Source organism: Paraniabella ginsengisoli (assembly GCF_022513635.1).
Classification (GTDB): Bacteria; Bacteroidota; Bacteroidia; order Chitinophagales; family Chitinophagaceae; genus Niabella; species Niabella ginsengisoli.
The window spans coordinates 1-13,312 of the sequence record NZ_JAKWBL010000005.1; the positions used below are offsets into that span (position 1 = coordinate 1).

The 13,312-nt window shown below is 39.3% G+C and carries 11 protein-coding genes and 2 pseudogenes; 9 read left to right on the top strand and 4 right to left on the bottom strand.

Features of this window, described 5'->3' with window-relative positions; genetic code table 11:
- The 8 genes and pseudogenes from MKP09_RS24600 to MKP09_RS24635 form a co-directional block, all read left to right on the top strand.
- Positions 1-818 (top strand): annotated as a pseudogene (locus tag MKP09_RS24600) (SusC/RagA family TonB-linked outer membrane protein); the annotation flags it as partial.
- A gap of 107 nt (positions 819-925) precedes the next feature.
- A complete protein-coding gene (locus MKP09_RS24605) occupies positions 926-2,638 on the top strand; it encodes a RagB/SusD family nutrient uptake outer membrane protein (RefSeq protein ID WP_240833388.1) in 1,713 nt (570 codons plus the stop codon).
- A 218-nt stretch (positions 2,639-2,856) separates the two neighbouring features.
- Positions 2,857-3,834: a hypothetical protein gene (locus MKP09_RS24610; protein WP_240833389.1), complete on the top strand. Its 978-nt coding sequence runs from the start codon at positions 2,857-2,859 to the stop codon at positions 3,832-3,834.
- Positions 3,834-4,433, top strand: a complete 600-nt coding sequence (locus MKP09_RS24615) for a DUF2961 domain-containing protein (protein WP_490355061.1) — start codon at positions 3,834-3,836, stop codon at positions 4,431-4,433. Before MKP09_RS24610 ends, MKP09_RS24615 begins: the two co-directional genes overlap by 1 nt.
- Positions 4,434-4,499: 66 nt before the next feature.
- Positions 4,500-4,670: a hypothetical protein gene (locus tag MKP09_RS24620; protein WP_240833390.1), complete on the top strand. Its 171-nt coding sequence runs from the start codon at positions 4,500-4,502 to the stop codon at positions 4,668-4,670.
- Positions 4,622-5,611 (top strand): glycoside hydrolase family 32 protein, encoded by a 990-nt coding sequence (locus MKP09_RS24625; RefSeq protein ID WP_240833391.1) that lies wholly within the window; start codon positions 4,622-4,624, stop codon positions 5,609-5,611. The genes MKP09_RS24620 and MKP09_RS24625 overlap by 49 nt, the downstream gene beginning before the upstream one ends.
- A 64-nt stretch (positions 5,612-5,675) precedes the next feature.
- Positions 5,676-6,188: a GH32 C-terminal domain-containing protein gene (locus tag MKP09_RS24630; RefSeq protein ID WP_240833392.1), complete on the top strand. Its 513-nt coding sequence runs from the start codon at positions 5,676-5,678 to the stop codon at positions 6,186-6,188.
- A gap of 168 nt (positions 6,189-6,356) precedes the next feature.
- Positions 6,357-7,730, top strand: coding sequence for a glycoside hydrolase family 32 protein (locus MKP09_RS24635; protein ID WP_240833393.1), 1,374 nt, complete (start codon positions 6,357-6,359; stop codon positions 7,728-7,730).
- A gap of 88 nt (positions 7,731-7,818) precedes the next feature.
- Here the strand turns inward: MKP09_RS24635 and MKP09_RS28510 are convergent.
- Positions 7,819-9,185, bottom strand: a pseudogene (locus MKP09_RS28510) (sulfatase).
- A 187-nt stretch (positions 9,186-9,372) separates the two neighbouring features.
- On the opposite strand from MKP09_RS28510, the gene MKP09_RS24650 reads away from it, so the two are divergent.
- Positions 9,373-10,032: a M10 family metallopeptidase domain-containing protein gene (locus MKP09_RS24650; RefSeq protein ID WP_240833396.1), complete on the top strand. Its 660-nt coding sequence runs from the start codon at positions 9,373-9,375 to the stop codon at positions 10,030-10,032.
- 3 nt (positions 10,033-10,035) lie between these two features.
- Here the strand turns inward: MKP09_RS24650 and MKP09_RS24655 are convergent, their stop codons facing one another.
- From MKP09_RS24655 to ftsZ, 3 genes are all read right to left on the bottom strand, one after another.
- Positions 10,036-10,962: a TIGR01777 family oxidoreductase gene (locus MKP09_RS24655; protein ID WP_240833397.1), complete on the bottom strand. Its 927-nt coding sequence runs from the start codon at positions 10,960-10,962 to the stop codon at positions 10,036-10,038.
- Positions 10,963-11,173: 211 nt separating this feature from the next.
- Positions 11,174-12,061 carry a hypothetical protein gene (locus MKP09_RS24660; protein WP_240833398.1) on the bottom strand — a complete coding sequence of 296 codons (888 nt, stop codon included), beginning with the start codon at positions 12,059-12,061 and terminating at the stop codon, positions 11,174-11,176.
- The gene (ftsZ, locus tag MKP09_RS24665; protein ID WP_240833399.1) at positions 12,061-13,083 is read right to left on the bottom strand and encodes a cell division protein FtsZ; all 1,023 of its coding nucleotides are present in this window, start codon (positions 13,081-13,083) and stop codon (positions 12,061-12,063) included. The genes MKP09_RS24660 and ftsZ overlap by 1 nt, the downstream gene beginning before the upstream one ends.
- Between the last annotated feature and the right edge of the window lie 229 nt (positions 13,084-13,312).

The window sequence follows — 13,312 nt, forward strand, 5'->3', positions numbered from 1 at the left end:
TGAACGGTGCTTCCAAATCTAATAAAGGCTGGGAATTTGTAATTGGATATCGTGGCGAAAGAACAACAGATTTCAGTTATAATGTTCAGTTCAACTTTGCACATTTCAGAGATAAGATAACTGAGCTTCCTGAAGAAGTGAGGCCTGCTTATCCAGGCAATCTTGTAAGCACCATTATCGGGCGTTCACAATTCGACATTTTTGGTTATAAAACTGACGGATTATTCCAGTCGCAAGCCGAAGTAGATGCAGCTCCTGAACAAATTGGCGCAGGCCCGGGAAGAATAAAATATGTAGATGTTAATGGAGATAATGTAATTAACGATCTGGACAGAACCTGGATTGGCACTACATTACCGAGCCTGGAATATGGTGTAAGGATTGATATGAATTATAAAAAATTCGACGTTGCTATTTTTGGTTCGGGCGTTGCAGGAAGAACCGGCTTTGATGTGTACTCTCAATTTAACCAACTAATGCGCAGCCGCGAAAATGTGGGCCCGGGCGTATTTGACGGATGGACGCCACAAAATACTAATACCACTGTACCTGCACTTACACTTAGTGACAATAATAATGAAACCCGTACGTCGGACTATTTTATGGTAAGTACAGCCTTCTTTAAAATGCGTAATATACAACTGGGTTATACGCTTCGTCCACAAAAAGTATTTTCAAATCTTCGCTTCTTTTTAATGGCCGAAAATCTGTTTTGGTTTAAAAGCAAAGATTATTTAAGTCCCGATCCGGAACGGATTGACTTCAATCCCATTCCAATTCCCAAAACTTACACATTTGGCATTAACGCATCATTTTAATTAAAAACGATTGAGACATGAAACGCTTAAATAAATTTTTTACGTTCACAGATGGGATGTCTAAAAAGCGTTCCATCCGACTATTAAAAAACATAAAATATATACGGATGAAATATTCTATACGTATTATAACATATATAACAATCACATTAGTTATTGCCTCTTGCACCAAGCAATTAGACTATAAACCCGAAGGTTATTTGGCTTCTACCGATCTTACTTCAGCCGAAGCAGCGGAAGGGCTGGTAACTGCCGCTTATGCTGCCATTGGTAATGGTGATATGATCGGTCCTATTTACAGCAACTGGGCTTATGGCAGTGTACGCTCCGACGATACCTATAAAGGTGGAGGAGGAACCGGAGACCTTGACGAAGTGGATAAAATGGAACATTACAATCTGGTAACCGCTGATATGAGTGGAATTGGCTTTCTTCCAAGAACATGGAGAAACTTGTACAAATCAATATCAAGAGCCAATACAGCTTTACGTGCTATAAACGCATTAACAGATAGCGACTTTCCACAAAAACAATCCCGTGTAGCCGAATTGAAATTTTTAAGAGGACACAGTTATTTTACTTTAAAATTGTTATTTAAAAACATTCCCATATTTGATGAAAATGCAACTGAAGAGGAAATTTTAAAAACATCGAATGATTTAAGCAATGAAGAATCGTGGAATAAAATAGCAGCTGATTTCCAATATGCAATTGACAACCTGCCCGAAACGCAAACAGATCTGGCAAGAACTAATAAATTAGCGGCTCAGGCTTATCTGGCCAAACTACGACTTTTTCAGGCTTATGAACAAAATGAAACACATCAGGTAACCAATATTAACAAAGAACGATTACAGGAAGTAGTAACCTTAACGCAGGCTGTTATATCATCTAATAAATATCGCCTTAGCGCTGATATTTCAGATAATTTCCTTCCGGAAACCGAGAATGGGCCTGAATCGATTTTCGCTATTCAGTTTACAATAAACGACGGAACAACGGCTGGCAGAATGAATTATGAAGATGGGCTAAACTATCCGCATGGTGCGCCACAATATGGTTGCTGCGGTTTTCATGCAGGCAGTCAAAATCTTGTAAACGCACACACAACAGATGCAAACGGACTTCCCAACTTTACTACATTCAACAATACAATTGCCAATCTGAACTTTGCTACAGTTGATGTAAGGCTTGATCATACGATTGGTATTGACGGACACGTTTACAAATATGACAACACCAAATTATTCAGCAATAGCTGGGTACGCGATGCCGGTGTGTATGGAAATTTTCACACCATGCGCAGCCAGCAACTAGCAACCAGCTCTTCCTATTTTAAGAACGGGCCTTTTATGGGTTCAGCAAAAAACTACGATGTATTGCGTTATGATGAAGTGTTATTAATGCAAGCTGAAGCTTATATTGAATTAGGCCAACAGTCATTAGCTTTGCCACTCATCAATCAAATAAGAGAAAGAGCTGCAGCCAGCACAGAAAGGTTGAAAAAGCTAGATGGAACTTTTGCATCAAGGTATAATGTAAAACCTTATCCGGCTACAGGTTGGACGCAGGAATATGCACGCAGAGCTTTACGTTGGGAGAGAAGGTTAGAATTTGCAACAGAAGGCCATCGCTTTTTTGATTTGGTAAGATGGGGAATTGCAGCTCAGGTTTTGAATGATTATCTGTCGGTTGAAAAAGTAAGAAGGCCGTTTCTTTCGACAGCAGTATTTACAGCAGGAAGGGACGAATATTTCCCTATTCCTCAATCAGAAATAACTTTTACTAAAGGATTGTATAAACAAAATCCGAAGTACTAATATAGCGAGGAGGAAATAGCAAGTGTCGAGTGGGTTGCAGGCTTTAAGTTCACAATCTATTATCAACTATCATCTGCAGCTCACATCGTCGCTTATGTAGGATGACTTATAATCGGGACGATGAAGGGAGCGTCGCAATTACGATGCCATGTATTTTCCTGATGATAAAATAAATATTTTCGTACACTTCATTTCATTAACATCAGAACCAGTCAATAATGATAAAAAAACATTCGCTTACCGGAATGCTGTTATGCTTCTTGATCTGTCATAAAGGTTTTACACAACAGGTAACACTTAGCAGTGTTCTTAAAGAAATGACAAACTTTGATGCTGTAACAAAATATCCATCTCCATTATATTCGATGAAGCAGGTAAGTAGTTATGACAGAAAATCCATTTCACCGGACAAGCCTGGCTGGTTTGCTAATGCAGATTTCAACCAGTTTATGAGGGAAGAGAAAAACGGGAGCCGTACTGAATATGTAATGATGGACGCTGAAGGCCCGGGTGCCATTGTACGCTTCTGGCTTACGACCATTGTGAAGCCCGGCACTATGCGGTTCTATTTTGATGGAAATGAAAAAGCCGCAATTGAAATTCCGGGGTTCGATTTGTTAAGAGGATTTAAATTAGGTTCAGCGCTGTTGAACCCGCACAGCAGTTACGAGCCGGAAGGCAAGGGTGGCAACACTTTATACTTTCCATTGCTATATCAAAAACATTGTAAAGTAACATGGGAATATACAGACACATCTGTCATTAATAAACCTCATTATTATCAAATAAACTATAGAACTTATACGCCGGAGACAAAAGTAGAAACTTTTTCGCCCAATCATTTTACAAAATATAAAAAAGAAATTGATAAGGCAGAACAGACACTTTGGAATCCGATGGCTGTTGCAGGAAAGAAAGTCAGCACCAATAAGATTCTGGCGTCTGGTGAAGAGATCAATATTTCGTTGCCAACAGGAACAAATGCTATTCGCTCCATATCTGCAATTTTAAAAACCGATATTAATATTAATTATGAAAAAATGTGGCGTTCCATATTTTTAAAAATCGAGTTTGATGGTAAACAAACGGTAATGTGCCCGCTTGGAGATTTTATAGGCGGCGGTTATGGAGGAAAAAAATCAAAAGCTGGTATCGGGATTTATCGGATAGTGGTGCCTTGGTTAGTCGTTGGGTGATGCCTTATCAGAAAAATGCAAAAATTTCATTTATTAATAAAAACCCGTTCCCGGTAAACATCAAAACTGATGTAAGCGTGACTGCATACAAATGGGATGATGCAACGATGTATTTTCATACAACTTATAAATATGAAGAAAATATAAAAGATGCTAAATGGGATTATGATGTAACCAAAGTTGCGGCCAAAGATCCGGCAGCGCCTATCGACTGGAACTTTGCGACTATCAATGGGAAGGGTGTGTATATGGGCAATACGCTCTCTATCAACAACCGCATGAATACCTGGTATGGTGAAGGCGATGCTAAGGCTTATGTTGATGGAGAAAAATTCCCTTCCGAATTTGGTACCGGGCTTGAAGATTATTATAATACTTCATGGGCACCTGTAGTTTTATACCAAACTCCTTTTGCTAATGCCACACGCGCTGACAATCCGTCTTCTGCCGGATTAAATACTTTCACAAGAACAAGGATTTTAGATGCAATTCCTTTCAGCAATAGTTTTTCATATGATATGGAAATGCTAAGCTGGGACGGAGGCGTAATTGATGCAGCCGCAACAACATATTGGTACGGTATGCCTGGTGCTAATTGATAGTTTAAAAGTTAACTTACCCATCACAATAAAAATATTCTTTCTACATCTTGCAAAAAAATAAACATGATTAAAACATTACTCAACACGTTTTTATTTCTTTTAGTTTTTGTGTCCGGATTTGCACAAGACCAATCGCCAACTAAAAACATTGCTACCTATTTCACAGCAGAAAAAAATACCTGGTTTTGCCGGTTAAAAATGGCGCAACCAAGCGAAACCTGGAGCTTTGGGTAGACGGTATAAATACACGTTTCTGGGATATGGAACTGGCCGAAGGTGAGCCAGATTGGTATGCTTATATGCGAATCGATCAATGGAAGGGCAAACCTGTTGAACTTAGAGTAGACAAAGTTGCAACAACATCAAAAGTGTTTGATACTGTTTTGCAAAGTGATAAGGATACCAACACAAATGAGTATCATGAGAAGTTACGTGCACAATTTCACTTCTCGCCCAAGCGAGGCTGGACGAATGATCCAAATGGAATGGTCTATTTCAATGGTGAGTATCATTTGTTTTTTCAACACAATCCATATGGCCGAAACTGGGGCAATATGACCTGGGGACACGCCGTGAGTAAAGACCTCATTCACTGGACTGAACTTGATGACGCGATACATCCAGATCAAGGAGGCCCCGTATTTAGCGGCGGCGGCGTGGTAGATAAAAACAATACCAGCGGATTAGGTAAAGACGGAAAACCAGCAATGGTACTGTTTCATACGGGTGCTAAAGGTTGGGGACAATATATGAGCTGGAGTACGGACGGACGCAACTTTCAGCAATACGGCAAAGCAGTTGTGCCGCGCATTAATAAAGACAATCGCGATCCGAAAGTAATATGGCATGAACCAACAAAGAAATGGGTGATGGTTGTTTGGGTAGAACGGGGCAACAACGAACAGCACAGCATGCAGTTTCTTACTTCTCCGGATCTTAAAAACTGGACGCCAACAAGCATTACTTATGGTGGCATAGGTAACGACCGTTATCTTTTTGAATGTCCTGAGTTTTATGAATTGCCTGTACAAGGTTTGCCCGGCGTAAAAAATGGGTGCTTACTGGCGCTAATACTGAATATGCTATTGGAACTTTTGATGGCAACAGTTTTAAGGAGGAGGAAAAAAGCTACAAAACCAATATGGACGCGACTTTTACGCACCACAAACATTTAGCGATGAACCAACTGACAGGCGCGTTGAAATTGGATGGTGGCGCACTAATACAGCTAAGGGAGATATGACATTTAACCAATCGATGAGTTTACCTATAGAACACAAATTGGTAAAAACAGCTGAAGGCATCAGGCTTACACGAATGCCTGTGAAAGAAGTTGAAACGCTGAGAGGTAAATCTTACAAATTAGGAAATAAAACTATTAAAGAAAATGGTGCAAACCCGTTGAAGGATATCAATATAGAATTAGCTGAAATAAGCATGGATATCATTCCAGGTAAAGCAAAGGAAGTAATACTAAATGTTCGCGGAGTAGATGTAAAATATGATGTAACTAATCAGCTACTGATAGTAGATGGTGTTAAAGCACCAGCGCCTTTGCAAAAAGGTAAATTGTCGTTGTTGTTGTTTGCAGATCGCACTGGCCTTGAGATCTTTGCCAATAACGGGTTAATGTTTATGCCAATTAATATCAATATTGAAGGTAGCAACAGAACCTTATCACTATCCGCCAAAGGCGGCACTGCAAAGGTTTCCAATCTTCAGGTATATGAATTGAAAAGTATTTGGCATTGACAGTAAACATCATAATTATTAAAAAATAAATAGCATGACTTTAAAAATAAAATGGCTTTTATTATTATTCATTGTTAGTTATTCCGGGCTGTACTGTAGCCAGAAAGAGGCCAAAGAGCAGGAAGAACAACATCGCCCAATCATTCATTTCACACCAAAAAAGGCTGGATGAACGACCCAAACGGAATGGTATTTCTGAATGGAAAATATCATTTATTCTTCCAGCACAATCCTGATAGCACTGTGTGGGGTCCGATGCATTGGGGCCACGCTACAAGTACCGATCTGGTTCATTGGCAAGAGTTGCCGATAGCTTTATACCCGGATAGTTTAGGTACGATATTTTCCGGCAGCGCCGTTATAGATGAAAACAACACGGCAGGATTTGGAAAAAACGCGATGGTGGCTATCTACACCAATCACAGCCACGAATTAGAAAAAACAAATGTTGATACATTCCAAACCCAAAGCATTGCTTATAGTTTAGACGAAGGTAAAACCTGGACTAAATATAGCGGCAATCCTGTTATACGAAATCCGGGCATTCACGATTTTCGTGACCCAAAAGTATATTGGTTTGATGCAGATAAAAAATGGATTATGACATTGGCAACATTAGATCATATCACTTTTTATTCATCGCCCGACTTAAAAAACTGGAAAGAAGAAAGCAAGTTTGGTAAAAACATTGGCGCACATGGCGGCGTATGGGAATGCCCCGATCTTTTTCCGATGGATTATAACGGAAAACAAATATGGACCTTAATTGTAAACATTAATCCTGGCGGGCCAAACGGAGGATCGGCTACTCAATATTTTACTGGAAATTTTGACGGCCACAATTTTACACCTTTTGATACAGCAACGCGTTGGTTAGATTATGGCCCTGACGAATATGCTGGCATTACCTGGAGCAACACCGGTAACAGAAGAATATTTTTAGGCTGGATGAGCAACTGGCAATATGCCAATGTAGTGCCTACTGAAAAATGGAGAAGCGCTACAACTATTGCAAGAGAACTTTCTTTAGAAAATGTAAACGGCAGTTATTTAGTTACATCAGTGCCTGTAAAGGAATTGGACAAGGTGGTTAAAAAACAAACAGTCTTATCAAATATTGATGCAAAAAATTACACGCTAACGGATGACCTGATCAAGCTGAATGGTGCAGCCAGACTTAGTTTCAGCTCCAATAAGATAAAATCATTCGATATTATCTTATCGAATGAGAAAGGTGAAAAAGTAGTAGTGGGTTATAGCAGAACCAACAAGAAATATTTTATAGACCGCACTAAAAGCGGCAATATTTCTTTTGAAAAAGGTTTTGCCCAAAAGCATACAGCACCTCGTTTCAGCACAAGCGACACAATGAATATCACACTTGTCATTGATAAAGCATCTGTAGAACTTTTTGCCGACAATGGTCTGACTGTAATGACTGAAATATTTTTCCCGACAACACCATTTTCAATCATTACCATTCAATCTCCTGAAGGGATGATGATTCAGGAATTGAAGTTTGATGAGCTGAGTGGAAAATGATAATGTTCGTTTATGGTTTTTTATAGACCGCAATTTAAAACCGTGGTCTATAAAATAATCATAGGCTATAAAATTTTTTATCAAAATCCTATTCAGCATTGGCATACATTTTTTGAGCCTTATCAATTTCTGTTTTCCAGCTTGTCATCATCTTTTTTACTATTTCAGGATTTTGCGCAGCTACATTTTTTTGTTCGTAAGGATCATTTTTATGATTGTACAATTCAATAGTTGGCTCGCCTTTTCTAAAATATTTTGTAAACCGATAATGCGGTGTTCGTATGGTAATACCCTGATTGTAATAACTTAAAGCAGCATCTCGTAAAGAAGGCTGTTTTTTATTTTTCAGCAATGGCACAAGACTTTGTCCATCTGCCGCATAAGGCATATTAAGTCCGCACAATTGCATCAGTGTTGGATATACATCAACAGAACTTACTATGTTGTTACAAACTTCGCCTTGCTTCATTTGCGGTGTTTTTACAATAAAAGCGCTGCGCAGTGCCCAATCAAAAAGCGTGTGCTTACCCCAAACCAAATCATCGCCCAAGTGCCATCCATGATCGCCCCAAAGCACCACGATTGTATTTTTATCCATTCCCGTTTCTTTCAATGCCTCCAACACTTTTCCTATCTGTGCATCTGTGTAACTAATGCTTGCATAGTAAGCGTGGCGCAGCTTTCGGGCATAAGCGTTGGATACTGGCTTGTTTAAAGAAGCGCGTTCATCACTTAATTTATATCCGTTTAATTCGCCGCTCTCATGCAAGCTCGCTTTATTTACGGCTTGAGGAATAAAAGGCGAAGGCGAGAGTGAGAGGCCATCTTCCTTGTACATATCCCAATATTTTTGGGGCGCATTAAAAGGCAAGTGGGGTTTAAAAAAACCAACACCCAAAAAAACGGTTGCTTTTGCTGAGCCAGCATTTTTATTTTTTCTGTGGCCAACTTTGCTGTCAGACCATCAACATAACCCTCATCATCACAATCGCCGGCTTCGTAAGGTTTTACCATTTTGTCTTTCGTTGTGCGACTCGAACCATCCTGGTAACCAAAGAAAGCATTCCATCCCGTTTTCCATTTACCGGCATCAAAAAGCATTTCATCCCAGCTATTGGGGAGCTCCAACTTATTGCTCCGCTCTTCATCATACTCGTATAAATACCCATCTGCCGAATGGCTTATTTTTCCAATGCCAACGGTATAATATCCGTTTCGTTTAAATTGCTCAACAAAGGTTTCAGGATTTTTTCCTGACGGTTTTCCGGAAACGGTTTTCTCTAATGCGTTATTAGCTATTTGTATTTTCGTTTGCGGATACATGCCGGTTAATATGCTGGCTCTTGAAGCCCCGCAGGTAGGCACCGCAACATATTGTCGCTTAAAAAGCATGCTGGCATTTGCCAACTGATCTATATTAGGTGTATGCACTTCTTTGTTGCCGTAACAACCCAAATCGGGTCGTAAATCATCAACAAAAATAAACAGTACATTAGGTTTGTTTTTTTGAGCAGTTGTATCAGAAATAAACGAGAAAAAATCAGTATTAAAAAAAGAAATCGTTGTTGCATGTTCAAATATAAAAACATCGACAGAAAGTCAACTGTTTATTTAAATAAAAAGAATCATTTAACTTTCCAAAATGGGTACAGTAGAAGTTTCTCCAAATCACACCTTGTTCGTTTTTTCGCACATTGTTACTTATGGCAATGCCGCAAATGCTGCGCTTACAATGCAAATAAATGATGAAATTGAAACTATGTGGAATGAGCCACAGGCAAAGATTGTGTTTAACAATGATTACTATAAAGTACAATTCAAAATATCGGCTGAACATAAACCACACATTACGCCCGAAGAAATTTTAAGCAATGATGATCCTCGAAATAACTATTTCAGAATAGAAGCATTTGCACACGGTAATATTTCATTTGTCGATGGATTGGGTTGCAATACCGGTTATTTTAAACTGGAGAATTTATACAAAGGCTCCACAACTGCGGCTCATGAATACGGACATACACTTGGACTGAAACACCCTACAATACTGGATTTGAGAGGAAAAGGCATTCCGGGCATTATGTATCCAAGAGGCACATTGGTAGATCCTGAGTTTCAATACGATCCATCTATTCCTGCTGGTGCTAAGGGCGGCACCATGCATCCTATGTATAGAAAAGTTCTTGAAAGTGATATTGCTTTATTGAATATCGATCGACTTGATTTTAGCAATAGCAAAGCTGTTATCGGTGATTTTAGCAGTGTGTGGCATCCAGATCATAAGGATATCGACTATGTATAATGATTATTTCTGAGCTAATAATTGCTCAATAGCCGCATGAATGGTTGGATAAGAAAACTTAAAGCCCGCATGCTGTGCTTTGCTGCTGCTAACTGTTGTGCTTTTCAAAACTTCGGTACTCATTTCTCCAAGTATAATTTTTAGCACGAATTGCGGAACGGGAATGGTCAGGAAAAAGTTTTTATTTGATTCTTTTGCCAATTCTTTCATAAATACTTTATTAGATACCGGATCCGGCGCTACAGCATTATAAATACCTTCGAAGGCTGTATCTTCTATTCCCTTTATATATAATTCGACCAGGTCGTCGATATGGATCCAACTAATGATTTGTTTGCCGGAACCTAAAATAGCGGCTACACCAAGTTTTAAAGAACGCTTAAATTCTTTTAAAGCTCCGCCTTCATTACTTAGTACAATACCAGTTCGAAATATAGCAAGCCTTATGCCCAAATCAGTAACCGGCAATATTGATTGCTCCCATTTATAACAGGCGTCACCGAGGAAATCTTTTGCATGCGAAAAAGTTTCTTCAAAAGGGTGTGAATTCGGGATAACCGGATCTGCGCCATACCATCCAATCGCAGATGCACTAACAAATACTTTTACTTTATGGTTAATGGTACTTAAAGTTTTAACAAGCAGTTCACCGCTTTTTACACGGCTTTCTATTATTGTCCTTTTACGTTCTTCGGTCCATCGCTTTCCTGCAATATTAGCTCCCGCAAGGTGCATGATAAAATCGGCCTCTGCAACGGCATCCATATCTATCGTCTCCTTTTCTACATCCCAATGCGCATAACGGATATTACCTTTTTTATTAGACTTGTTTCGCGTTAACACAATCACAGAGTAACCTCTCTCAGTTAACCTCTTGACAATTTGAGTGCCTATCATACCTGTGCCACCTGTAAGTAAAACGGTGCTCATACCTTATAGTTTAGAAGATTATATAATTTTAATGTTTAACTAAGTATGTCGTTCCGACTGAAGTTTTTCGCTCGGGATGACGACGCAAATACCAGTTCTCTTATAATTGCTTTCAAATACCATGCAACAAACTAATCTACTAAAAACCCCCGCATCGAAGCGAGGGTAACAACTATAAAACTAAGCCAAACTCCACGTGCAGACTAGTAGACTAATCTGGCTTTTTCCCATCCAGAAAGGTATTAATGGTATTGATCTGTCCATGATTTTGATCATCAGAAGAAATCTCAAATTTGCTGTAATAACTTTCAATATGAGATGTATTGTTCTTTAGTTCCATGTTACGCCTAATATAAGCAGGAACATTTTCAAATTCGTCTGATGGATCGTTTGAGTTAACATTAAAAGAAAGATTGCGCAGCTTCTGAATGCGTTCTAATTGCCTACGCTTTTGCAATTCTTCTTCTTCAAAAGCGTGAGTCAATGCGTCAATTGTAGGCTCCACCTCTGTCTCTTTCTCAATAGCTGAAAAACTAATAGTAGTTTTTTCAACAGTCTCGCTTTTTTCATAAACCGAAAATTGATCTCTGGAAATTTCTTTCTTTTCCACATACGACTCTTTCTTTTGTGCCGCAGGTTCTTCAGCCTTTGCTTCAGCGTAAATATTGGCTGGCTTTGACAAATAGCTTTTTACAGGCTCTTCTTTCTCTTCTTCACTTTCAGCCTCTTGCTGTCCGGACTGATTTGAGTGTTCCATTATCCGTTCGCCAGGTATAGCCGGTGAATAAAACACATCTGCTGCTTTGTCTTCAACAACTACTTCTCTTTCAAAATTCTCAACATCCTTCACAAATTTCAGTTCTTCAGTTTCCGGACTTAAAAGAAAACTATGAGTTTTACTTTCCTTTACTACGTCTTCAACAGTCGGCATTGGCACGTCTATAAAAGAAACATCATCTACTAATTTAGGAGCCATTGGATCTGGCTTTAACTCAATTACAGCCTGAGGTTGAGGCTCAATAGCAACAGTTTCCGTAGTTACAGGCGTACTTACTTCATTATCTGTTGCTTTAGCAGCAGGTGCTGCGTTCAGCTTCATTACAATCTTTCCTTCGGCAGCCTCTTCTTTTTCAATACAGGTTTAACAAAAGGATCTTTATTTTCAAAACCAGTAGCAATAAGGGTTATACCGATCTGATCTCCCAGTGTGCTATCATAGCCTAAACCTAAAATAACATCGGTGCTATCGCCAGCATGGCTTAGCAGATAAGACTGAATAACTTCCACTTCATCCATTGTGAACTCATGTTCGCCTTCGGCGGAATTAATATTGATCAGTATCCATTTTGCTCCTTTAATATCATTGTCGTTCAATAGCGGAGAGCTAAGTGCTTCTTCTATAGCTTGCTGTGCCCTTTCTTCGCCTCTTGCTGACGCGTTCCCTAAGATAGCTCTACCGCCGTTTTTCATTACAGTACATACGTCTGCAAAGTCAACGTTGATCTGGCCTGTGCTATTGATAACATCTGTAATACATTTAGCGGCAGTTGCTAAAACATTATCTGCTTTTTCAAACGCTTCGCGCATTTTTAAATTACCATATTGGTGGCGTAATTTATCGTTGCTTATTACCAATAAAGTGTCTACGTATTGTTTTAGCTGGCTGATTCCTTCTTCTGCCTGTTGCTGGCGTTTTTTGCCTTCATAAGCAAAAGGAGTAGTGACAATTCCAACCGTTAGAACACCCAGATCCTTACATATTTTAGCAATGATTGGGGCCCCGCCAGTACCGGTACCACCGCCCATACCTGCGGTGATGAAAGCCATTTTAGTATTTACTTCCAGGATCTTTCTGATCTCTTCTAAAGACTCAACAGTTGCCTGGCGGCCAATTTCAGGATTTGCGCCAGCACCTAAACCAGATGTAAGCTGTGGGCCTAACTGAATTTTATTAGGGATTTTGCTGTTGGCAATAGCCTGAGCATCTGTATTACAAATAATAAAATTTACACCATCGATATCCTGACTGAACATGTGATTTACGGCGTTTCCACCGCCACCACCTACACCTATTACTTTTAGTATAGATGATTGTTCTGTTGGTAAATCAAATTGTATCATAACTTTAATTTTTAGTACGCTTGCAGCGCACGATTTTAAAATGGGTTAGTAAGTATTACCTTACTCCGCCTCCCCTCTCCAATCTCTATCCAAAGACAGTTTTGGAGAAGGGAAACAAGGCCTAAGGGTTATAAACTTTAAAAGAACTTTTATTGATAATTGTACTGTTGTTGCAGTATGCGATCAGCCTGCGGCGGACACGCGCAAAATTGATCATAGTAGCACTGCA